The sequence below is a fragment of the Paenibacillus mobilis genome, from assembly GCF_058267595.1.
The window spans coordinates 53,924-77,640 of the sequence record NZ_JBZCMS010000016.1 but is presented as its reverse complement, the minus strand read 5'-3'; the positions used below and the strand labels follow the sequence as shown (position 1 = coordinate 77,640).

Genomic DNA, 23,717 nt, shown 5'->3' with positions numbered 1-23,717 from the left:
CCGTTTGGTGGCGATGGCGGAGGGGTTCCACACGTACCCATCCCGAACACGACCGTTAAGCCCTCCAGCGCCGATGGTACTTGGACCGCAGGGTCCTGGGAGAGTAGGATGCCGCCAAGCGATACTTAATTATTATTCCCTGATAGCTCAGTTGGTAGAGCACTCGACTGTTAATCGAGTTGTCACAGGTTCGAGTCCTGTTCGGGGAGCCATATGCTCTCATAGCTCAGTAGGTAGAGTGCATCCATGGTAAGGATGAGGTCACCGGTTCGATCCCGGTTGAGAGCTCCATTCAATTTAATAAGGCCCGTTGGTCAAGGGGTTAAGACACCTCCCTTTCACGGAGGTAACAGGGGTTCGAATCCCCTACGGGTCACCATTTTTCCGGAGGCTTAGCTCAGCTGGGAGAGCATCTGCCTTACAAGCAGAGGGTCGGGGGTTCGATCCCCTCAGCCTCCACCATTTTGAAAAATGGACAAGTTACATAATGTGAATTGTTGGGGATTAGCCAAGCGGTAAGGCAACGGACTTTGACTCCGTCATGCATAGGTTCGAATCCTATATCCCCAGCCATTTTATTTCATGAGAGCCATTAGCTCAGTTGGTAGAGCACCTGACTTTTAATCAGGGTGTCGAAGGTTCGAGTCCTTCATGGCTCACTTCTATATGTTTTCTCTGAACATGTTCTTGCGTTATAGCGCGAAGGAGATGTTTTTTTGTTGCATCGGCTTTTAAAACTTTTGTCGTCTTTCAGGGATGGTAAGACTCCTTTTGTATAGTGAATTTCACGTAGGCCTGCTAAAGGGATAGGGTTGAGCAATGAGCTGTATCTAGGCTTACAAGTGAACAGGCTTGAAGGATTCGCTGAGAGGTAAATGTGAAGGAATCTGATCAAAGGAATTCGAATTCACCTTTACCTTTTATATAACGCATGATGACCTTATTACCTTCGTGAATGCTTTTTCCTCCTAATAGAAGCAAGGATTGCAGAAGTAGAAGGCCGCAAAGCGATACGAGGCTTAGAAAGGCATAGGAGGGGCTGAGGGAGCGCTCTGGAAAGAGGAATACATAAATAACCGTCAATAAACGTAGAGGCTTGCGGGATTCGAAGATCTGCTGGATAAACTTCATGATATGAACCAATCTACTTGTTTAAAAAATACGTGGGAGCCTTGACTGAAAAAGAGATGGAATTTTTGAATTACCATCAGGAACAGTGTTCGGAAAATGGAGCTAAAAGCTTAAAAAGAAAGTCCTTTAACGCTTATTTACGTGGAGGAAAAGGAACCCCAAAAAACTTTTTTTGATTTTTGAGTCAAAACCCTTGACTCTAATTAACTTGGTATGGTAAGATCATTCTTGTCGCTAACGAGATAAGTTAAATGAAAAACAACGAAATCTGGGTTAGTATATAGGCCTCAAACATCAGGTTTAGGCAGCATGCGCGTGTGGCGGAATTGGCAGACGCACTAGACTTAGGATCTAGCGTCTTTGACGTGGGGGTTCAAGTCCCTCCACGCGCACCACTTATGCGGACGTGGCTCAGCGGTAGAGCATCGCCTTGCCAAGGCGAGGGTCGCGGGTTCGATTCCCGTCGTCCGCTCCATAATGTGCGCCCTTAGCTCAGCTGGATAGAGCGTTTGACTACGAATCAAAAGGTCAGGAGTTCGAATCTCTTAGGGCGCGCCATTTATGATTTATGTTTTTATATCGGGATGTAGCTCAGCTTGGTAGAGCACCTGGTTTGGGACCAGGGGGTCGCATGTTCGAATCGTGTCATCCCGACCATTTATAATGCGGGTGTAGTTCAATGGTAGAACTCCAGCCTTCCAAGCTGGTAGCGTGGGTTCGATTCCCATCACCCGCTCCATACATAAAGCCAAGCATCATCGTAGCCGATGATGCTTTTTGTTAAAAATGACTGCGTTTTTTCGAAATCGCAGTTATATTTATATTTGTTGCTTTTATCGCTTTGACGTATTATCGTATCAAATTAAGAGGTTTACAAAAAAATAAAGATTTTTGAATCTTGTTATTGTATGATGTTAACAATGCATGACATGTTTACTGAAAATTCTATCGGAATACGGGTGAAACAGGAGGTACGAAAGAATGACTGAGCTTACGGTAACTGCGGGAAAAAACAATTCCAGCAATCTGCTGCGACGGGATATTCGCTTTTTGGGCAATATTCTGGGAGAAGTCCTTGTCCACCAAGGCGGAAATGAACTCTTAGATATTGTCGAAAAGATACGCGAGGCGAGTAAATCGCTGCGGGCTTCTTTTATGCCGGAGACCCATGAAGAATTTAAAGACATGATTAATGGGCTTGCACCGGATATCCGCCACCAAGTAATTCGTGCGTTTGCGATTTATTTTCAACTCGTGAATATTGCTGAACAGAACCATCGGATCCGCCGGAAACGGGATTACGAACGGGCCGCCGGTGAAACGATTCAGCCTGGATCCATCGAGGCTTCTGTAATGGAGCTTAAGGAACGAGGTTTCAGCTACGAGGAAGTCCAGGAAATCCTGGAAGGGATGTCGCTTGAACTGGTGATGACTGCGCATCCTACAGAGGCTATGCGGCGGGCCATTCTCGACATTCACAAACGGATTGCTGAAGACGTCATGCAGCTTGATAATCCGACGCTGACGTTCCGCGAACGCGAGCAGCTTCGGGAGAAGCTCTTGAACGAAGTGATTACGCTCTGGCAGACGGATGAGCTGCGGGACCGCAAGCCGACGGTGCTGGATGAAGTGCGGAACGGAATGTATTATTTCCACGAAACTTTATTCCATGTCCTACCTGATGTATACCAAGAGGTTGAACGTTGTCTGGAGAAATATTATCCGGAGCATAACTGGCATCTGCCGGCTTTTCTGAAATTTGGTTCATGGATCGGCGGCGACCGTGACGGCAACCCTTCGGTAACGGCCGATGTGACTTGGGAAACCCTGAAAATGCAGCGGAAGCTGGCTGTACGAGAGTACCAACGGCTGCTTAGCAATTTGTTCAAGCATCTCAGCTTCAGCACCACAATCGTTAACGTAAGTGATGAATTGAAGTCTTCGATCTTGAAAGACAGCGGTACGGTGGAGCTTAAGAAGACACAGTCCTGGACGAATGAAAAAGAGCCTTACCGCATCAAACTGACTTATATGACGGAAAAGCTTTACAATGTGCTTGATGAAGCGCATAAAGGCGAGCCCGACCGTTACTCGGTGCCTGAAGAGCTGATTGAAGATTTAAAAATCATCGACCGCAGCTTGCGTCATCACTATGCGGACTATGTTGCGGATACGTATATCAAGAAACTGATTCGCCAAGTCGAGCTGTTCGGTTTCCATACGGCAAAGCTAGACATCCGGCAGCATAGTAAAGAACACGAAAACGCCATGACGGAAATTTTGGCGCATATGAATATAACGCCTGATTATGCACGACTTCCCGAGCCGGAGAAGGTTAAACTGCTGGAAAAGCTTCTTAATGATCCGCGGCCACTTACGTCGCCTTATCAAGAGTACAGCGAAAGCACAACGGAATGTCTTGAAGTGTACCGGACGGTTTATATCGCACAGAAGGAATTCGGCAAAGGCTGTATTTCAAGTTACCTGATCAGTATGGCGGAAGCAACCAGCGATATTCTGGAGGTTATGGTATTCGCGAAAGAAGTAGGGCTGTTCCAGCAGGAGGCCGACGGTTCTGTGACCTGTACGCTGCAGGCTGTTCCGCTGTTCGAAACGATCGACGATCTGCATGACGCTCCGAACATTATGCGTGAGCTGCTCAGCATTCCAGCCTACAGACAATCGGTTGCCGCGATGAATGACCTGCAGGAGATTATGCTCGGTTATTCGGACAGCAACAAGGACGGCGGCGTTATTACCGCTAACTGGGAGCTTCGTGTGGCTTTGAAGGGAATCACGGCTACGGCTAAAGAGTTCGGCGTGAAGCTGAAGTTTTTCCATGGACGCGGCGGAGCGCTGGGACGTGGAGGCATGCCGCTTAACCGCAGCATTATGGTGCAGCCGGCCGAAACGATCGGCGGAGGCATCAAAATTACGGAGCAGGGCGAAGTTATTTCCGAGCGTTATGCGCTTCAAGGCATTGCGTACCGAAGCCTTGAGCAGGCAACATCGGCTTTGATTGTTTCCGCGATCCATGCCCGTTTGCCTCAAACCTGTGAACTGAATGAAAGCAAATGGGATGCGATCGTGAAGGGGATGTCGGAAACGGCGCTGCAGAAATATCAAGATTTGATTTTCCGTGAGCCTGATTTCCTTCAGTTCTTTAAAGAATCGACGCCGCTTGGCGAAGTAGGCGAACTCAATATCGGTTCGCGTCCTTCCAAACGCAAAAACAGCGACCGCTTCGAAGACCTTCGGGCGATTCCTTGGGTATTCGCATGGACGCAAAGCCGTTACCTGCTTCCAGCCTGGTATGCGGCCGGCACCGGACTGCAGCACTTCTACCAAGGCAAGCCGGAGAACCTGAAAGTGATGCAGGATATGTACGAATATTTCCCGTTCTTCCGCTCCTTAATTGATACGCTGAAGTTTGCGGTGGTGAAAGCGGACTTGAATATAGCCAGAGAGTATTCCAAGCTGTGCAAAGATGAAGAGGTCAGAAACCGGATTTTTAAACAAATTGAGGAAGAGTTTGTTTTGACGCAAAACCTTATTCGGGCGATTACGGGTGAACAGGAGCTGCTGGATAACCAGCCGACGCTCCAAGAGTCCGTTAGACAGCGTAATCCTTACGTAGATCCGCTCAGCTATCTGCAGGTACAGCTGCTCAAGGAGCTGCGGCAAATCCGCGATCGGGACGAAGACGACGCAGAGCTGCTGCGCGAGGTGCTCCTGACAATCAACGGGATTGCCGCAGGGATGCGCAATACGGGCTGATATTCTTTTAGGCTTTATACGGGCGGGTGTACTCCGGTACACCCGTTTTCTTTTTTTGACCCTGGGAGATGTCATTTGGCTTGCTTTTTCCAGGGGCATGAATTACGATTTGAATGGACTAGGGTCAGCGGACAAGGGTAGGGCTGAGAACGGCAAAAGAAAGCCTGCCGGCTGACAGGATGTAGCGTAGAAGCAGCCGAAATCTGGGGGATAACGGATGGCAGAACATGCAGATGCAGGTTTGGTAAAACTGGCCCGTAAAGGGAACCAGAACGCTTTTGCCGAGCTTGTAGACTTATATAAAGATAAAGTGTTTCATTTGGCTTACCGAATGTTGAATAACCGGCATGAATCGGAAGATATCGTGCAGGAGACGTTCCTGCGCGTTTATAAGAACTGGGACAAGTACGACGAAAATCAGAAGTTTTCGACCTGGATGTACCGGATCGCCACAAATCTCTGCATTGACCGGCTGCGCAAACGCAAGCCGAATTTTTCGCTTGATGCCGAACTGAACGACCAGGAAGGGGCGGACGGCTATTCGCTGATCCCCGGGGACAACAGGACGCCGGAAAGCGAGTTTTTGCTGAGCGAAACACAGCAGATCATTCATCAGGCCATAGAGGGCCTGCCGGCCAAATATAAGACGATCATGATTCTCAGGTACTTGCAGGAGCTGTCGCTGCAGGAAATCGGGGACATCTTAAATATGCCCGTAACGACGGTAAAAACCCGGGTCCATCGGGGACGGGAGTTTCTGCGGAAGCGGCTGGAGCATAAATTATTTTAAGCGTAAAAATAAATGAAACTCACGCAGCGCTGAGCCGTATACAAAGAAGTACGAGTATCTTTTGCTGCTGACGCCAACCGTTTTTTTTACGTGATAAGCAAAAGTAATTGCAAGGAAAGGAATGGCTCAAATGGAATGCAAACAGGCTGCCTCTTTGATGCATGATTATTTGGATAACGAACTGCCTGAGGAACAGGCGCTTGATTTGAAGAGTCATTTGGAGATATGCGAGGCCTGCAGGATCCGACTGAAGGAGCTGGAGCAGACTGACATGCTCATGTTTGCCGCCGTGAAGCATTCGCTCCCTTCCGCATCCGATGATGTACTGGAACGAATTATGAGCAATTTGCCTAAGAAACGCAGACAGCAGGTCTGGTTAGGCTGGGTGAAACGGCACCCGGCGTTAACGGCTGCAGCGATGTTCCTGCTCGTAATGCTTTTCAGCACATTGTCCGTTTGGAAGTCGGACGACCAGCTTGTGGTGAAAGGCGCGGATCTGGATAAGGTCCGCATTGAGGGGCATACGGTGATTGTGCCCGAAGGAACGGCCATAGCGGGCGATCTGACGGTGGAGAACGGCAATACGGAGGTTTATGGGGAAGTTAACGGGAACTTGACCGTCATCGACGGCTCGCTGTACCAGGCTTCCACGGCCAAAATTGCCGGCGACGCGAAGACGATCGACCAGGCTCTGGACTGGATCTGGTACAGGATCACGAATACGTTTACGGAAGTTGCCTACCGCTAAGCTACCGGCAAGGAAGACTACAGCAACATGGCGCCCCCTTTGCGAAGGGATCAGGCGCCATTTTTTTGTAATTAAGGAATTACAGAAGCTGGAATTCCAGAAAATATTGCGGTGAAAGCGCATTAAAACGGATATTTTCCCCGTGAACTTGCAACTCGGTCTTGATCGTTATAACCTAGAGTTTAAGGGGAATGAATATAGAGAAGGCATCATTGGTTTTACATAACCTCGAAGAGGGATACCGGGGGCATGCAGATGAATTATTTCGAGAACTTGACCTGGGCAGAATCCATTAAAGACCTCGTGGATGTTCTGGCTGTTACTTATATTATTTATTATTTGATTTTGCTGGTGCGCGGGACGCGGGCCATTCAGCTCTTAAAGGGTATTTTTGTACTGGTGGTCATTTGGGCGCTCAGTACCTGGTTTGATTTGTACACATTAAAATGGCTTATGAACCAGCTGTTTACCTTCGGGGTGCTGGCCGTGTTTATCATTTTCCAGCCCGAGCTGCGGCGGGGTCTGGAGCAACTCGGCCGCGGCAAGCTGTTCAGCCGGACTTCGGCCGATGAAGAAGAGTTCAGCCGGATGATTTCGCATATTATTAAGGCCGTTAACTATTTGTCGCGCCGGAAAATCGGGGCGCTGATCGTTTTTGAACGGGAGACGGGGCTGAATGAATATGTGGAGTCGGGGATTCCGATGCAGTCGATGATTTCGTCGGAGCTGCTGATTAACATCTTTATTCCGAATACGCCGCTCCATGACGGCGCCATTATTATCCAGGGGACGCGGATAACGGCCGCTGCCTGCTATTTGCCGCTGTCGGAGAATCCGTTCATCAGCAAAGAGCTGGGAACGCGCCACCGGGCGGCGATCGGGATCAGTGAGGTCGGCGATGCGCTGGCCATCGTGGTCTCGGAGGAAACCGGCCAGGTTTCGCTGGCTCTGGATGGACAAGTCGTCCGCGATATCAATGAAGAATCGCTGATTTCCAAGCTTTACGCGGAGCTTAGCCCGAAGACGCTGGAGACGCGCAAAACCCCTTTCTGGAGGAGAACGGGGGGCAATAAACATGAATAAATGGATTAATAATAACAACTTTGCCAAAATTATCGCTTTGTGCATCAGTTTGATTTTGTGGCTGATGGTGCATCTGGACAGCTCGGAATCCGTTTCCGGGGTGAACGATTCGGTCAGCACGCGGACGATCGACAACGTAAAAATTCAGATTTATAACCTGGATGAAGACAAATATGTCGTTTACGGGCTGGATCCGGAACGCGTGACGCTTGAGGTCAAGGGGAGACGAACGAAGCTGACCTCGTTATTTTCCGAAGACGATTATAAAGTTAAGCTGGACTTGAACAATGTGACGCCGGGCACGAAAACCATTCCGCTGAAGTGCGAGCTTCCCAACGGGGTGGAGTGTGTGTCGATCACGCCATCCTCCGCTCAAATCACGATAGAAGCAAAGGCCTCCAAGGACGTACAAGCTAGCGTGATCACTTCAGGCGAACCTGCAGAGGGATATGAGATCGGGACGCCAGTGCTGAAAAACGATGGAAAAGTGAAGGTGACTTTGCCTTCCAGCGAAATCGAGGATCTGGGCAAAATTCAAGGCGTGGTGAACATAGCCGGCGTAACCGGCGATATAACGGGAAAAAGCGTAAAGCTCATAGCTTACGATAAAGCGGGAGATGAAATGGAGGATGCGGAAATTACGCCTTCTTCCATCGATGTGGATGTGCCTGTAATCAAGCTGTACAAAAGCATCCCCGTAGAGCTCAAGACGGCGGGCAGCCTGCCTTCCGGTTACGCGCTTTCCGGGGTGAGCAGCAGTGCCGAGCAGGTGGTTGTTTACGGCTCCAAAGAGGCGCTGGACAAAATTTCTTCTTATCCGATCTCAGTGGATTTGGGCAATTTTACCGGTCCAGAGAACAGTGAATATACGGTAAGCTTGACTCCGCCGGAAGGTTTTGAGAAAATCGAGCCTGACTCTGTCGAAATTACGATCAGGGCTACGCCTTTTGAAAAAAAAACGTTGAATGACCTTCCCATCACGCTCCAAAACGTGGGCGGAGGTTATACGGCTCAAATCGTGAGCCCTCAGACGGGAACGATAAATGCAACGGTAGAGGGCAGCTCCGAGCGGATCGGGGCGCTTCAGACCAAGGATGTGTCGTTGTCCGCGGATCTGAGCGGTTATGGGGAAGGGACTTACAAGGTTAAGCTGGACGCAAAGCTCCCCCAGTACATTTACCTGGTGGACACGGGTACGGACGGGACCATCCAGGTGAAGGTGACGGCCAAGGATAAACCGACGACGGTAGCCCCCGCGCAGCCTTCGGGAGGGTCGGGAGATCCGCCTCCGTCAAGCTCGGCTGACGCAGGCAGTCCAAGCGAAAGCACGGAGCCTTCGGGCTCGGCGGGACAAAACAATGAAGAAGAAGGACAGCCCGAGACTTCGACAAATTCACCGTAACTGAATCCGGGCAAAGTCCCATACAATAATAGGGTGAGATGGAACGTAAGAAGAGGAGTGTAACTTGAACAATGGGGAAATATTTTGGTACAGACGGCGTCCGCGGGGTCGCCAATAAAGAATTGACTGCAGAATTGGCTTACCGCATCGGCCGCTGCGGCGGATATGTTTTGACTGGAGCGGCTACGGGCACAGCCCATAAGCCTAAAGTAGTGATCGGGATGGATACGCGGATTTCCGGCGTTATGCTGGAGTCGGCGCTGGTGGCGGGTTTGCTGTCCATCGGAGCCGATGTAATCCGGCTGGGCGTGCTGACAACGCCGGCGGTTGCTTATTTGACCCGTGAGTTGGGGGCAGACGCGGGGGTTATGATTTCGGCTTCCCACAATCCGGTGGAGGATAATGGGATTAAATTTTTCGGCAGCGACGGCTTTAAGCTTTCGGATGAAACGGAACTGCAAATCGAAGAGCTGCTGGACAAGGAAACCGACGAGCTTCCGCGGCCGGTCGGCGGAGACCTCGGCATGGTGGAAGTGGATTACGACGCCAAGCTGAAATATTTGGAGCTGCTGAAGTCGACGCTGACTTCGAAATCTTTTAAAGGGGTAAAAGTAGTGCTCGACTGCGCCAATGGCGCGGCCTATGAGCTTGCTCCCCGTTTGTTCCGCGAGCTTGGCGCGGACGTGACTACAATTGCGGCGGAGCCTAATGGACGTAATATTAACGACCACTGCGGTTCTACGCATCCGGAGAAGCTGAAAGAGGAAGTCGTACGTCTGGGTGCCGATTTGGGTCTTGCCTTTGACGGTGACGCGGACCGTCTGATCGCGATCGACGGCACTGGGGCCGAAGTCGATGGCGATCATATCCTGGCGATTTGCGGGGATGCAATGAATCGTGAAGGCAAGCTGGCCCAAAGCACGATCGTAACGACGGTTATGAGCAACATCGGGTTCTATAAAGCAACCGAGAAGCTTGGTTTGAACAGCGTGAAGACGGCCGTAGGCGACCGTTACGTGATGGCGGAAATGCGCCGTGGCGGCTACAATCTGGGCGGGGAGCAGTCCGGCCATGTGATTTTTCTGGATTACAGCACAACCGGAGATGGCATTCTGACCGCGATTCAACTGGTAGATACGATTCTTAAGTCCGGCAAAAAGCTGAGCGAGCTGAAAAAGCTGATGGTGCAATATCCGCAGGTGCTCGTGAACGTGCGTGTACAAGATAAACGCAATTATGAAGGCAACACGGCTATTGCGGCTGCGATTGCCGAGGTGGAAGGCAAGCTCGGCGACAACGGCCGCGTGTTGGTCCGCCCATCCGGTACCGAGTCTTTGATCCGCGTCATGGCGGAAGGCCCGGACAAAATCGAGCTGGAGCAGTTTGTAGCCGATATTGCGGCTGTCGTGCAGAAGGAGCTTGTGTAAGAAGGGGCTTGGTTTTGTTTGGCTCCATGGTTCGGTTGCCGGGGCAGGGACTCCGGTCCGGCTGAGAATTACCCAGCCGCTGGGCGCGGAAGTTGGCGCGTTTCAGCGGTTATTTTTCGGGTAAATTAGCTGGTAATTGCAGGACAGAAGAACAAAATGGAGCCTGATCATTGCAAAATGGCCGGCACATGCATATAATTAACCGTATTCCAAACAGAGAGCGAGGATCGTGAGGTTGCCATAGCAACATAAGCGCCAGAGCTTCCTGGACTCGCACGGAGGGATGCCTGACAGGCCGTTTATCGTTTTAGATAGACGAGCGTGGAAGGATCCGATGGAGCGGGAAGCTGACGAGGTAGAGGTGTTCGAAACATTCGGCGGGGACCTCTCGGTTAAGCATCAAACCGTAAATCAGGCAGCAAAAAGTACGGGTGACCGTACTGACAAACTGTTTGATGAGATGCAGCAATCTTAAACATTCTTAAATTTTAAATATAAAATTCATGGGTGCAAAAGAGACGCGGATTACAGCTGCGGAGAAGAACGAGATGCATTCAAGAATTCCATTCCTTGATAACTGAATATGGAATATATGACGATTGCTTCTTAGATTTACCGCAAATGTCTTCCGCGGCTCTCATCTGGCAGTTTGGCCGGCTTGCGCTCAAACTTGAGATGACGAAACGGAGGATTTATAAATATGTGTGGTATTGTGGGATATATCGGAAACAGGGATACGCAGGCGGTTTTGATTGAAGGGCTTAAGAAGCTGGAGTACCGGGGATATGACTCTGCGGGTATTGCCATTTTTACACCTGGAGGTCTGAAAATCAGCAAATCGATCGGACGTCTGGCCAATCTGGAAGCCAAGCTGGAGGGTGCTCCTTTGACGGGTTCCGCAGGGATTGGACATACACGCTGGGCGACACACGGGAAACCGTCGGACGTGAACTCTCATCCGCATACCGACCATACCCAGAAATTTTCGGTTGTTCATAACGGAATTGTCGAGAACTATCTGGAACTGAAAGAAGAACTGATCGGGCAAGGTTATACTTTTGTGTCTGAAACCGACACGGAAGTTATTGTTAACCTGATTGCGCGGGAATACAAAGGGAATATCGTCAAAGCGGTTCAACAGGCCGTGACATATATGCGCGGCGCTTTTGCGCTGGGCGTATTGACGGAGCATGAACCCAACAAGCTGGTTGCTGTGCGTCAAGCCAGCCCGCTTGTTATCGGTGTGGGTGAAGGCGAAAACTTCATCGGCTCGGACATCCCTGCTATTTTGAACTATACGCGTAGAGTTTACATTTTGAACGACGGCGAAATGGCCGTGTTGACTGAAAACTCTGTCGAACTGATGACCATCGAGGGGAATTTTATTTCTCGGGAAATGACAGATGTCGAATGGGACGAAGTAACGGCGGAAAAAGGCGGCTTCGACCATTTCATGCTCAAGGAAATCCATGAACAACCTAAAGCTTATCGAGACACGATGCTGGGCCGGATTGACGCTTCCGGTAAGAAAGTCATTTTGCCTGAGCTTAAGCTGACCGATGAGCAGATTAAAAACATTACGAACATTCACATCGTAGCCTGCGGTACGGCTTATCATGCCGGTCTGGTGGGCGGCTCCGTGATCGAACAGCTGGTGCGCATTCCGGTAGCCTTTGACGTGGCCTCCGAATACCGTTACCGTTCGCCGCTGATTACGCCGCAAACGCTGGTGATCGTGGTCAGCCAATCCGGCGAAACCGCCGATACGCTGGCTGCGCTGCGCGAAGCGCACGATAATGGCGCTCATGTCATTGCCATTACAAACGTGGTGGGCAGCTCGATTGCCCGTGACGCGGACGATGTGATCGCAACTCTGGCCGGTCCGGAGATTGCGGTGGCTTCGACAAAAGCTTATTCTTCCCAGCTGATCGCTTTTTATCTGTTTGCTCTGTATATGGCTCAAGTGCGCGGGACGCAAACGGAAGCGGAAGTGGCGCATACCATCGCTGCTATGCAGGCCTTGCCTGAGCAGGTGGAGAAGATGCTGGACAACACGGATGCCATCAAAACTTATGCCGAGGAAATCTCCAAGCATGAGCATCTGTTCTTCATCGGCCGCGGCATGGACTATGCCGTTGCGCAGGAAGGATCGCTGAAGCTGAAAGAGATTTCTTACATCCACTCTGAAGCCTATGCGGCAGGCGAACTGAAACACGGTACGCTGGCGCTGATTGAAGATGGCATTCCGGTGATTGCGCTGCTTACGCAGGAGCATGTGCTTGAGAAAACCGTCAGCAACATCAAAGAAGTGAAAGCCCGCGGCGGCGCCGTGATGGCCATCACTTACGACGAGCATATTCCTAACCTGCTCAAATCCGTTGACCAGGCTTTGGCCATTCCGAAGACGCTGCCGATCTTGTCGGCTGCCTTGTCGGTAGTGCCGCTGCAAATGCTGGCTTATTACGCTTCGCTGGCACGTGGTTTGGACGTGGATAAACCGCGGAATTTGGCGAAGAGTGTGACGGTGGAGTAAGGACGGGGTTGCTGGTGGTGTGGTTGTCTGGTGATAAAGATGTCTGGAACCAGTAAAAGATGTCTGGAACTAGTAAAAGATCTATGGAACCAGTAAAAGATGTGTGGAACCGATAAGCAAGATGATAGGACATCTAGAAGGGAGCCCGAGGGGAATAATTCGGCGCTCCCTTTTAATTTGTGTAGAAGTTAATTTTTATACAACTTCATGATCGGTGGTGAAATTGATGAGCGGCATTGGCTATAGAATCAAATGTATCCGAAAAGAGAATAGTCTAAACCAAATTCAGTTTGCAAAGAGTATAGGAATTTCTCAAGGAAACCTGAGTGAAATTGAAATGGGAAATAGTAATCCCTCTGCGGAAACGCTTATATCAATCCGAACACAATATAACGTGAACTTGAACTGGTTATTAACTGGGGCCGCTGCAGAAGATGGGGCGACATATGAAGATGAATTAGAAAAAAGGCTGATTGAAGCTTTTAGAAAGCTTGGTGATTATGACAAGAACGAAATAATTGAGTTTATACGAGTGAAAATAAATTTAAGATCAATATAGTTGTTCAATGAAAATAAGCGTCCTCTTAGTGCTTAAATTAAAATAAGGCTCATATAAAAATAATACCGCATATATACTTTAATTTGAATGAGGAAGAGCCCGAGCGAAGAAGTGAGATGTCCTTTTTGAACTGATTACCTCATTTCCGAAATGTTGTAGTTAAGTAGCAGCTTCAGTAGGACTTTGACCCGCGATAATGCTAGGGTATTAAAGCTAGTAATCGGTATAGTTTAGTATTGTTGGACAAAATAACTTCATAAGGGTAATCAAAGCCGCCACATAATTTGGCGGCTTTTCTGTGTGTTGATGTACAGAACAGAGTTGTTATTAGCAGTGATGCCGATTGTGCTTACAGTCATTGGGAAGAGGCTTCTCATGCATTCCTTAGAAGGAAGGATTTACAAGTAATTTGTCGAAATGAACTATAAGAACTATTGATTTTTGATGGGGGTTACTATGAGTACAGATCATTCTGCTTCAGGTCAAGCTTTAGGATACGTGTATCAGTTTGATCGTGCAACGTACAGACTATTCGAGTCCGGGATTAATGTTATTGAGATAGGTGTCGAGGATATAGATGATGTAAGCGTCCATATGAGAGATGGAAAGGAGATACGAGAACAAGATAAGTCAACAGTTAACTCTGGATCGCCGCTCTCCGACAGAAGCGTTGCATTGTGGAAGACGTTGCACATCTGGGCAGAGACCATATTGGTTACGCCATCGATTATAGATACTACAGAGTACCATATTGTCACAAACGGTTCTCTTTCGGCTAACTGTCTTGCGCGCCAGATAGATAAGGCAACTGATGAGGATTCGACTAAGGTCGTTTGCGCTGTGATAAGGGGCATGATACCGACTTTAAGGGATGATTTAATACCTTTCGGTATTACGTTAGGTAAACTAAGTGAGAATCAGTTAGAAGCCTTAATCATAAAGATATCGGTTTTCGATAAGATGAGCTCACAATATGGGGGTAACATTGAAGAGCTTCAGGCTCTTAGGTTTTTCGAATCTGGAATGAAAATTGGTCTTTTTGATCGAATGAGCGGATGGGTAAAACGGAAAATCAGGGCACTAGTTGAAGCTGGACAGCAACCCAGAATTCTTAGAGAAGAATTTGATAGGGAGTTTCAAGGATTACACCGAAAAGCTACTGTTGCTCGATTGTCAGCCATAATTGAGCCTTTCGACATGAACGTGGATACAAGTGAATATGTGTCTCATGGCTTTGTACAACAGCTAGATTGGATCAACGTTGATGAAGAGACAATTCGGGAAGCAATTCTCAACTACTTGTATGCAGAAGATGCGCGGCTAAAATGGACAGATATAAGTGCAGTTTCGGAGTCAACACTGATGCTCTATCAGGAAGATCTTAAATCCCGGTGGAAAATCGCAAATAGAAAAGCTTCCAGACATCCAAATCCTTCCGAAGTGGTGAAGGGTCAAGAATGCTTAGATTTAACATTGGAGCAGGATACATTCATTCATAATGAGGTTATGCCAAAGCCTATAACTTGTGGGAATTTCCACGCATTGGCTCATTTTAGTAATGAACAGGAACCACTAATTGGTTGGCATCCTAACTTCAAATTTTTATCGAAAGGGAGTCCTAAGCCATGAGTGGAGCCCTTTTACGTGAGTATGAAATAATGCAAAACCCTGCCCTAGGAGCAAATGCACTTTGGGCGTTCACCCAAGGTTTCATTTCCCGCCCAACGGAGAAGTTGCAGCTTTTGACAATGTGGCACTTAATTACTGTACTCCCTTTGGTATTCCACGATACCAGTAGAAAAATGATATTAAAGAGAAGGGAAGCTTCAGGATTACGTTCAATTCTTGATCGCGATCCTGCAAGCTCGGTAGGTCAGAACGAGACTATCTTTAATATTGATAATAGACTAATGGCTATGGAAGACAGAACGATCCGCTCCCTTAATTTAGCGTTCGCTTGTAAGCTTATTGCTCTCGAAGATGGCTACTTTTCGTTAAATGTACCATATAAGCTCCCAACGAAGGTATCTAACGAATCGAAAGCTATATTGAAGGCTGCGCACAAATTAGGGGTATGGGCTGGTAGCATGACAGTGTTTGAATATCTTACGATTCTAGGAGTGGAGCCATTAAAATGAACTTTGCAATCTTGAAGATAATCATATGGTCTAAAGATCCCCTAAAGGCTCCACGTACAATCGATTTTAAGCCAGGGGCAATAAACTACATAACCGGATATAGCCGAAGTGGTAAGTCTGCGATAATCGAAATAATTGATTATTGTCTTGGGTCTAGAGGGTGCTCCATTCCAAAGGTCGGTCCGATTAGGCGCAACTCCGCATGGTATGGGTTGTTATTCAAAACGGTAGAGGGAGAAAAGCTATTTGCTCGTAGAGATCCTCTTGAGCAGGACTCAACAGAAGACTACATGATTACAGAAGGAGTAAATGTTTCTATTCCTGATCTTCCTGAGAAAAATGCTAACCGCGACAACGCCAAGGGCATCTTGGGAAGGTTGGCAAAAATACCTCAGTCAAACTCAGACTTTAATGAATCAGGTAGTGGGTATAAGGGAAGAGCTTCAATATCGGACATGAATGCTTTTATGTTTCAGCCACAGAGAATAGTTGCCAACAACGAGACGATGTTCTTTGAGGCAGATGTAGAGGAGCACGCTAAAAAATTACGAGAGATTTTCCCACTGGTATTAGGGGTTGTCGATGCTGATACATTGATAAAACAGCATCGTTTGCAAGAGGTAAGACGGTTAATTGAACGCAAACAGCGGCAACTCGAAGCGTTAAAAATAAACATCGAGAACTTTTCAGGTGAAGTGAGAGGTAGATATGTGTCCGCGACGCAATATGGTTTGATACCCTCTCTTAACATTGACGATACGAGTACTCAGGTTTTATTCGAAAGGCTTAATGGTATTGTAACTGCTTGGAAATTAAACCCTAGCTATTTGGAGACAGATGGGCACCATGAAAATAGTGAAAGACTATCCAGGTTACGAGAAAAAGAAGCTTCAATGCATTCAGAAATTACAACATTAAGAGTCAGGCTAACCCAACTGCGAGAACTTTCGTTAGCAAGGGCAAAATCAGAATTCAATATTTCTAGAAAGCGAGACAGACTTTCCACATCATCATGGCTTGTGGAACGATTAAGTACTAATCATTCCTGCCCTTTGTGCGGAAATGAAAGCAATTCTCCTTCCAATGAGCTAAAGCAGCTAATTGAAACTACTAAGAAAGTAGAAGCCCAATGGAAGGCAGTAGAGCTAGTTCCACCGATGTTGGATGCAGAAGAGGTAGACCTCCAAAAGCAGATCGCAGTTAAGGAGAATGAACTTCGACAAGTTCGGACAGAACGCGAATATATTCAAGAGGTAACTGAGGAGATGCAAGCTACTCGGGAGCAACGTGCAATGTTTATCGGTAAAACAGAGGAATTCATCAGACTTCACGATTCTTTAACAGATGAGGGGGTATTCGCTGAAGAAATTGCCGCTTTGAAAGATGAGGAGGTAGAATTACTCAAAGTAGTAGACTTTGAAGCCTTCGCTCAAAGGAAGGAAACAGCCTTATTTAAGTTTTCGAGGTTTGCAGGTCACTATGGTGACATATTGGATTTGGAGACTGGAGACGATCTGATTCAGCTAGATACCAATAAATTGACAATAAGAGTAATTGATGAAAATGGAAGTGCAGCATGGTTGCGTGAGATTGGCAGCGGAGCTAACTGGCTTGGTTATCATGTTGCTACGCTCTTGGCTCTTCATGAACTCTTTATCAGCCAAAATATACCGTATGTTCCTAGCCTGTTGGTCATTGACCAACCAAGTCAAACCCAGTTTCCTGATGATGACGAAATTGATTCCGAAGAAGAAGAAAAACTGGCAGTTAATAAAGTCTTTCAAGCACTGTCTACGGGTATTAACAGGATGAACGGGAATTTACAGGTTATCGTCAGTGAACATGCTGGTCAAAGTGTTGTTGATGGTCTTGAGAATGTACATCTTGTCGAAAGATGGCGCAGAGGTCGCAAACTGATACCTTGGCACTGGAGCAAGGAAATAGATGCCAGAATGATCGGTAAAAACGCTGAGTACGCAGCAGAGGATTTATTCGAGTCGCTTATTGAACCTATTTGTAGGGACGCAGTTGGAGATGAATCCTGCATGGTAAGTATTACAAATGCTGAATTTGTCGCAAACGGGGTCACATTCAAGGCATTAGCAGAATCTCTTGAAAAAGGGACTTTTGAGTTTGTAGGACTTATTGACTGTGATCTAGTTGTAAGTTTGTTATCACCGGAAGAGTAAAATACAATGCCGTCAGTCAGTTTGACTGGCGGTTTAACAACAATGCGCAAATATAGATATCCTCTTTCAGCTATGAGCAGGGGTTTCTACAGACAATATCTTAAGAGTCAATAAATTAATAGGGAGACATAGCATATGAACAGCATTCACGGATATATATCTGAATTGATTAGAAAGCTTACGGAGTTGTATAGACTGACGTACGATAAAGATTGGGAATCGGTATACATATTTAACGATGTATATGATCTGGTAATGGCTCTTTGGAATAAAGGAGCAATTGACGACAGTGGTTTGGCGATGGATATATTGAAGTTTTATTTTGACTATAATAAATTTCGTTCTATTGATCCTGCTCAATATGATAATTATGGCTATATTGATACCATCGCGGCAGCTAAGAAAGCAGATTTGATCAACCAACTAGAACATTTAGTAAAGCGCGTAGTATAAAGATTGCTGTGCGCTTTCAGATAGTTTGTAAACGTTGGAGTGGGGGGAAGTGATGCAATTAAATCTAATGAAGCTATTCGACGGTTATGTTCGAAATTACCATACATTCAACCTAACAATTAATCATGGTAAACACTCACTATGACGGAAATCGAGTATTTTTCCCGACTTGGTTCTATGCTGGGGTATCATCCTTTTACAGAAGACACTTGTAACGGAAAGAATTGCCCAATAGATTTGACATGGTTGGATAACTACGAAGAAGAGTATTGGCATGACCTCATTCTACATCTCGAACGTGAAAATCTGTTCGAGATGTAGAATGAGGAAACTTTAGAAAAGCTTTTTTGTAATTGTGAATTTACTCCTAAAAACGCTATAGGAATCATGAACGTTCGTAACTGAGAATGAATAGATGAGCTTGTCAAAATTGCAAAAGCAACTTGCAAAGTTGAAAATGCCTTATTAGTGTTCAGAATTACATCATCAGGTAAAAGCCAGGCTTTTTTCGATGAGGTACATGCCTATACATTTAACAAGAATATGGATAATGATTTTAAGAAGGCTCATTTTTCTGAAATCGGTGGAACTTTATTTATGCAATTTTGTGAAATATGAATTCGAAAAGTTGAAGTTAGGTTCAAACTACTGTAGAGACGGCAGTTTCTTCATTTATAGCGGACGTATATTGAGACACGATCCATAACGGGATAAGATAAGAGAAATATAGGTTCCTTACTGAAAGAGGTGTGCGGCAGATATGGATGATTTAGAATTCTACGAGCAGTATATTCAGCGATATGCAGAAAGCCAAAGATTGGACTTAGCCGGAGCCGCGTCTTTTTTACAAGACAAGTTGCTGAACGAACCCGATGTTATAACGCGGTTGATTTCGGTAAGAAAGCAGATGCTTACGCCGGAAGACCATAATTTGGTTCATATAGTTGGTAATAATTTTCCTACTCTAATTGGTGATGAGCATTCCGCACTTACAAGTATATTGGTAGAGATATTTAAGGCTAGTCGCATTTATCATCAAGTTAAATCTTTTGAGGGGTATAATCCTTCACAGCCAATGTTTCAGGCGCACCCAGAGCTTTATGATATGCTCAGAAAGAAGTCGAACGGAAATCCTGATCTTGAGTTAATTCGATTAGATGCAGTTGATTATAAACCGATTCCCAATTTACCAAAACACAGAACTTGTAAATACAAAGACTCATTTTTTCTTATTGATAGATACCTCAACACAATGGTTCCTTCTTATTTAATACATAAGTATGGCACCGAAAAATTATACATTCGAGTCGATCCATACATTGTATCTAAAATGGCACCACCACTATCTTTAGAAGAAGAGTTTATCCAACCCCCTAATCCATATTGGATCGAACGGTTAATAATTCATCCTGATCAACATGAAGGTAGCGAGTTGTTTTTGCCACAATATACTGCTGATGACATACAAGGAGATGAATGGAAAAGAAAGCAATGGTGGGAATACCAAATTGACGGCATTCGTAAATTACAAATTGTAGCCACTATGAAGAATGAAGGTAACAGGAAACATTTCAGTATGTCACTAGAGGAACTTTCAGAGGAATCAATTGGCGCCGGGATGCTGCTTGGAAGAATGATTCACTTGGATGCAATGGATTCGTATGACACACCATTCGATCAGGTGAGACTTAATCATTTGGATCTTGCAATTAACATTTATACAGAGGACAGTATCAAAGAGCGAATGAATTCTACCTTGACCAAAGGCAAGCGAATTACGGACGCGACTTATCGCACTCATCTGATTCGTGCTGACGACATTATGTTCTCTGACCTGCTCGTGATAGCTCAAATCTTTTTCCAATCAAAGACAATGGTTAAGGAATGGATTGATAGTCAGTTTCAATTCCGTTCCGTTGGAGTTGAACCCGATAACAAAGAAGCTTAAGAAAGGATTAACCGCTTGAAGGATTTGCTACCCGACATTAAGGAATATCTCGCTGAGACTCTTGTTGTATAAGAAATGAAGTTAGAAATAGAAACGGCTTTCCTAAATGGACAGCCGCTTTTTATTTCCCTAAATTCAATTATGGAGTGATGAAATTGATTACGGAGAAGAAATATTCAAACTTCAACATTAGTGCCTTACCCAATAACTTGGATGTTTTAAAGTCCTTTTTTGAAAAGATGAATGCAACTTGCATTGTGAGAAGTACTGAAAAAGATGTCTATTCCTTTGATTATTCAGATAGTTTTCACTCCAAGGATTTGCATGTTACCGTTCAGTTTAACCTACAGGATACTTCGAAACCCAGTTTATTAATCCGAATTATTTGGGACGATTTATTAAACAGCTATGATATTGATGATTATGCCAATCATCTATTTACACAAATCTACTTGAAATTAATGGAGGGACCAACACGATATGTTGTGAGAATATATGCTAAATATTATGGTGCGAGATCACAGAACTTGAGTTTTTCATTTGAATGGGTCAACAAGATTAAAGTTACTCCTTATTATATAGAAGGACGTAATAAAACCTTTAGTGCAGATGATAGAGTCACAAGCTCGCCACACGAACAAATGATATTTTTTGATTTAGAAGTATACGCCGTTAATATAACGTCAGCTAGGACGTTAGCGTATAATAGAGCCAAAGAGGTTTTTGCATATTTTTCTGTCTTATTTGATTTAGGAATTAGTGAATTTTTATCTGAGCAAGTTTTAGCACTCGATTATAATGATTATAGGCAGCAGTTTTTTGGATTTGCAACGAATAAAGGTTTCTATGACGATGAATTGGATTTATTAGTTTTCGATAATCTAAATGGATTAGTCACCATTAATGAAGATAATACTATGAATTTGAGTGAGTATGAGCTATTTAGCTTTCTAATAGATGGTGAGGAGCAATCGACATTAATAAATTCAAATGACAATTCACAATTGGATATACTTTTTAAGAATCGGGAAGTTTCTTTTCAAAATAGTGAAATTGAACAGTCAGATTTAGTGAAGGACATAACCTTTTATAATACACCATTAAAAGTTACAAGTGCTCATTTGTCCTTCTTTAGAAAACTAAGGATATTCGAAACCAACCATTCTGAGAAGTTTAAGCGGTTTGGGAACGCCTGTAAAATGTATAATAAAGCATTGACTGTTTGCAGCAACGAACCAACTATGCTGATTTCATATTTATTAGCATCCCTCGAAGCATTGCTCAAAATGGAAGAAGAAGAGGATTATTTGAAACACACTAAAGGGGACATGAATAAATTTTTGGAGTTTACGAAAGCTTATTCTACTGATGAGGAAAGCTACGACCGGAATTACTTTAAATATTTATATGGGAGGGTTAGATCGGGACATTTTCATTCTGGTGAGTTTAAATTTCTTGAGTATAGCACATTATTCAATCATTCGCTTAGCAGTGATTTTATTAATGCACGAAACGACTATTTAAAATATAAAATGCATATGAGAGAAATCTTTATAAATTGGATTGAGAGAAATATTTTGTCTTTATCTAATGCCTGAGAAAGATCAAACTAAATTGCTTAAACTTTTTATGCTTGAGGTGCTGAGAAAATCAGCACCTCTTTCCTTTTATCCGATGAAGTATCCTCTCTTGTCACCACCAAAGTCAGATTTCATACCTTTAGGTGATGTGACGAATAGTCGATAGACGTTCCCCCGTTCCAAGGTAAGAGAGCCTTTAGTGGGTTTGTTCAAACAAGTACTTGCAAGCCAGCTCTGTTTCAAGTTAGAACTACAAAAACCTCAATAAGGGGTGTTTTCCTTACTGCAATGAAAATAATATGGTGTTCTTTTCTTACATGGTATTGGAACAAGGTGCATTAACTGAAAAATATAACGCGGAAAACCCTTTGCCAAGTGGCGCCAGAAGAGGCGAGGCATTTAATCCAGACATGCTTGCCAAGATCGATAGCTTAATTCAAGTAATGAGCGAAATTAGCAGCAAACACAATGCATCGATTGCACAAATTGCTACTGCCTGGTCCATTGCTAAAGGGACGGTACCGATTATTGGTGTTACAAAGGTCTCCCATATTGAGGATGCTATAAAGGATTCCGAGGTCAATTTGACAGATCAAAGTGATTTTGAATCAATTGGAATATCATAAGCAACGTTATGAGTGAGTTACAACAGCGGAAGCACGATCCTTTTTTAGAAACTACTCAGTCCATCTTTTAACCATCTGCAATAGTTATTAAATGGCAATATATCAGGAGCTTATAGTTCGGTGTTATTTAGTACTTACTTAAATATAACTCCTCATAACCCACTCCAAGCTTTATTCACATTCTATTTCTGCAAGTTCACTTATACTTATATGTGTTTTAAATTGTGTATTTTTAGGAGGATAGCAGCTATTATTTCCATTAGCCTGGTAAGCTATCAGGTATTGCCGAAATGAAAGTAACAGCAACTTCTGTTAGTGTTTTGTTGAATGATCAAGCGGCTTGAGCCAAGGAATTTTTTTCGGCTGGGGCTTTGATTTTTTTCATATCTCAAAAAATCAATGTGAACAGTTAGCTGACATCGCTCTTGGCAACACTGATATGAAATGGGTTTGGGCTAGTAAATGAGGTCAAACAAAATGAATCAGGAGTGTGCTTTTAATGAAGCATTGGGCAGGGAAGCTAGAAGATGTTTTGATAAAAGTTACTATTGTTATGCTATTTGGTTTTGGTGTAGGGATGATTATTATTCGGGAGGATTGGATAAAGGCAATTGAGGCGCTCGGTATCGGTATGTTAATGTTAGCGATTTACTTAATGGGCAAAAAGATAGATGGGTTCATGAAGGATGATGATGAGCACTAAGAAGTTGTCTGCACAGTTATGCATCAAGGGATATATCTGAAGATTAGTGTGGAGTGGAGGAGGTCTAGCACGAAATATCTAAAATAAGATATATGTATAAATTATATATTAAGGGATAAAATGGTGTTAGAAGAATATATTAATCTATGAAGGAGTTGTTCTATGGAAATGAAAAAACATTTACTGAGAAATGGATGTGCGAAAGTGACGGCACGAGGCATTATTTTCAAGGGTGCCAGATATACGTGCCCAAGAGCAATCAGAGATCAGTGGTTCGAAAAAGCAGCCTTTGAGAAAGAGTGGCGGGTAAGGATTCTATATACCCTCCAAAAGGAATTATCAGCGATTTACATGGTTGAAGATAATGGCGACTTGGAAAAGTGCAATCGAATATATGATACCAGGAGGCCTTCGGACGTTAAACTTCAGCTTTACTTTCAGAGCATTCAGAAACTTAAAGCATTACGAAAAAATGCAAAATAACAATGCGCACAACATAAAGCGAGATAAGCAAAGGTGGGAAGATGGAAGAATTAATTGAAGATATCGAACAAATCATCAACGTTTACAAGTTGAGCATCGAAAAGAAAAAAAGTACTATGATTACCCGTTCACAAACAACCCGGATCA

The 23,717-nt window shown here is 45.0% G+C and carries 17 protein-coding genes, 11 tRNA genes, 1 rRNA gene and 1 pseudogene; all 30 read left to right on the top strand.

Annotated elements, in window-relative coordinates:
- Nucleotides 1–3: 3 nt before the first annotated feature.
- The 30 genes and pseudogenes from rrf to AC3ZPD_RS21095 all read left to right on the top strand — a co-directional run bounded on the left by rrf (nt 4) and on the right by AC3ZPD_RS21095 (nt 23,570).
- A 5S ribosomal RNA gene (gene rrf / locus AC3ZPD_RS21240) occupies nt 4–120 on the top strand.
- A gap of 16 nt (nt 121–136) precedes the next feature.
- Nucleotides 137–212, top strand: a tRNA-Asn gene (locus tag AC3ZPD_RS21235).
- Nucleotides 213–215: 3 nt separating this feature from the next.
- Nucleotides 216–291, top strand: a tRNA-Thr gene (locus AC3ZPD_RS21230).
- A gap of 13 nt (nt 292–304) precedes the next feature.
- Nucleotides 305–379: transfer RNA gene (locus AC3ZPD_RS21225), tRNA-Glu, on the top strand.
- 7 nt (nt 380–386) lie between these two features.
- Nucleotides 387–462, top strand: a tRNA-Val gene (locus AC3ZPD_RS21220).
- Between the two features lie 36 nt (nt 463–498).
- Nucleotides 499–573 (top strand) — tRNA-Gln (locus AC3ZPD_RS21215).
- Nucleotides 574–586: 13 nt separating this feature from the next.
- Nucleotides 587–659: transfer RNA gene (locus AC3ZPD_RS21210), tRNA-Lys, on the top strand.
- Between the two features lie 783 nt (nt 660–1,442).
- Nucleotides 1,443–1,526: transfer RNA gene (locus tag AC3ZPD_RS21205), tRNA-Leu, on the top strand.
- Nucleotides 1,527–1,531: 5 nt separating this feature from the next.
- Nucleotides 1,532–1,606: transfer RNA gene (locus AC3ZPD_RS21200), tRNA-Gly, on the top strand.
- Nucleotides 1,607–1,612: 6 nt separating this feature from the next.
- Nucleotides 1,613–1,689 (top strand) — tRNA-Arg (locus AC3ZPD_RS21195).
- Between the two features lie 22 nt (nt 1,690–1,711).
- Nucleotides 1,712–1,788: transfer RNA gene (locus AC3ZPD_RS21190), tRNA-Pro, on the top strand.
- Between the two features lie 8 nt (nt 1,789–1,796).
- Nucleotides 1,797–1,870, top strand: a tRNA-Gly gene (locus AC3ZPD_RS21185).
- 242 nt (nt 1,871–2,112) lie between these two features.
- On the top strand, nt 2,113–4,908 hold the full coding sequence (ppc, locus tag AC3ZPD_RS21180; protein ID WP_490986263.1) for a phosphoenolpyruvate carboxylase: 2,796 nt from the start codon (nt 2,113–2,115) through the stop codon (nt 4,906–4,908).
- Nucleotides 4,909–5,125: 217 nt separating this feature from the next.
- Complete coding sequence (gene sigW / locus AC3ZPD_RS21175; RefSeq protein ID WP_490986262.1) at nt 5,126–5,698, top strand: RNA polymerase sigma factor SigW; 573 nt, start codon at nt 5,126–5,128, stop codon at nt 5,696–5,698.
- A gap of 130 nt (nt 5,699–5,828) precedes the next feature.
- A complete protein-coding gene (locus tag AC3ZPD_RS21170; protein WP_490986261.1) occupies nt 5,829–6,446 on the top strand; it encodes a zf-HC2 domain-containing protein in 618 nt (205 codons plus the stop codon).
- A gap of 255 nt (nt 6,447–6,701) precedes the next feature.
- Nucleotides 6,702–7,529: a diadenylate cyclase CdaA gene (gene cdaA / locus AC3ZPD_RS21165; protein ID WP_490986260.1), complete on the top strand. Its 828-nt coding sequence runs from the start codon at nt 6,702–6,704 to the stop codon at nt 7,527–7,529.
- Nucleotides 7,522–8,931: a CdaR family protein gene (locus tag AC3ZPD_RS21160; RefSeq protein WP_490986259.1), complete on the top strand. Its 1,410-nt coding sequence runs from the start codon at nt 7,522–7,524 to the stop codon at nt 8,929–8,931. The genes cdaA and AC3ZPD_RS21160 overlap by 8 nt, the downstream gene beginning before the upstream one ends.
- Nucleotides 8,932–9,002: 71 nt before the next feature.
- Nucleotides 9,003–10,358: a phosphoglucosamine mutase gene (glmM, locus tag AC3ZPD_RS21155; RefSeq protein ID WP_490986258.1), complete on the top strand. Its 1,356-nt coding sequence runs from the start codon at nt 9,003–9,005 to the stop codon at nt 10,356–10,358.
- A 334-nt stretch (nt 10,359–10,692) separates the two neighbouring features.
- Nucleotides 10,693–10,833 (top strand): hypothetical protein, encoded by a 141-nt coding sequence (locus AC3ZPD_RS21150; RefSeq protein ID WP_490986257.1) that lies wholly within the window; start codon nt 10,693–10,695, stop codon nt 10,831–10,833.
- Between the two features lie 225 nt (nt 10,834–11,058).
- Nucleotides 11,059–12,891 carry a glutamine--fructose-6-phosphate transaminase (isomerizing) gene (gene glmS / locus AC3ZPD_RS21145; protein ID WP_490986256.1) on the top strand — a complete coding sequence of 611 codons (1,833 nt, stop codon included), beginning with the start codon at nt 11,059–11,061 and terminating at the stop codon, nt 12,889–12,891.
- A 226-nt stretch (nt 12,892–13,117) separates the two neighbouring features.
- A complete protein-coding gene (locus AC3ZPD_RS21140) occupies nt 13,118–13,450 on the top strand; it encodes a helix-turn-helix domain-containing protein (RefSeq protein WP_490986255.1) in 333 nt (110 codons plus the stop codon).
- Nucleotides 13,451–13,906: 456 nt separating this feature from the next.
- Nucleotides 13,907–15,079 carry an ABC-three component system protein gene (locus AC3ZPD_RS21135; RefSeq protein ID WP_490986254.1) on the top strand — a complete coding sequence of 391 codons (1,173 nt, stop codon included), beginning with the start codon at nt 13,907–13,909 and terminating at the stop codon, nt 15,077–15,079.
- Nucleotides 15,076–15,588 carry a three component ABC system middle component gene (locus tag AC3ZPD_RS21130; protein WP_490986253.1) on the top strand — a complete coding sequence of 171 codons (513 nt, stop codon included), beginning with the start codon at nt 15,076–15,078 and terminating at the stop codon, nt 15,586–15,588. The genes AC3ZPD_RS21135 and AC3ZPD_RS21130 overlap by 4 nt, the downstream gene beginning before the upstream one ends.
- Entirely contained in the window at nt 15,585–17,777 is a 2,193-nt protein-coding gene (locus tag AC3ZPD_RS21125) for a DUF3732 domain-containing protein (RefSeq protein ID WP_490986252.1), read from the top strand. The genes AC3ZPD_RS21130 and AC3ZPD_RS21125 overlap by 4 nt, the downstream gene beginning before the upstream one ends.
- Before the next feature lie 135 nt (nt 17,778–17,912).
- Nucleotides 17,913–18,230, top strand: a complete 318-nt coding sequence (locus AC3ZPD_RS21120) for a hypothetical protein (RefSeq protein ID WP_490986251.1) — start codon at nt 17,913–17,915, stop codon at nt 18,228–18,230.
- Nucleotides 18,231–18,990: 760 nt separating this feature from the next.
- Nucleotides 18,991–20,178 carry a hypothetical protein gene (locus AC3ZPD_RS21115; protein WP_490986250.1) on the top strand — a complete coding sequence of 396 codons (1,188 nt, stop codon included), beginning with the start codon at nt 18,991–18,993 and terminating at the stop codon, nt 20,176–20,178.
- 155 nt (nt 20,179–20,333) lie between these two features.
- The gene (locus AC3ZPD_RS21110) at nt 20,334–21,776 is read left to right on the top strand and encodes a hypothetical protein (protein WP_490986249.1); all 1,443 of its coding nucleotides are present in this window, start codon (nt 20,334–20,336) and stop codon (nt 21,774–21,776) included.
- A gap of 257 nt (nt 21,777–22,033) precedes the next feature.
- Nucleotides 22,034–22,384: pseudogene (locus tag AC3ZPD_RS21105) on the top strand (aldo/keto reductase); the annotation flags it as partial.
- A 499-nt stretch (nt 22,385–22,883) separates the two neighbouring features.
- Nucleotides 22,884–23,087 (top strand): hypothetical protein, encoded by a 204-nt coding sequence (locus AC3ZPD_RS21100; protein ID WP_490986248.1) that lies wholly within the window; start codon nt 22,884–22,886, stop codon nt 23,085–23,087.
- 162 nt (nt 23,088–23,249) lie between these two features.
- On the top strand, nt 23,250–23,570 hold the full coding sequence (locus AC3ZPD_RS21095; protein ID WP_490986247.1) for a hypothetical protein: 321 nt from the start codon (nt 23,250–23,252) through the stop codon (nt 23,568–23,570).
- Nucleotides 23,571–23,717 lie beyond the last annotated feature (147 nt).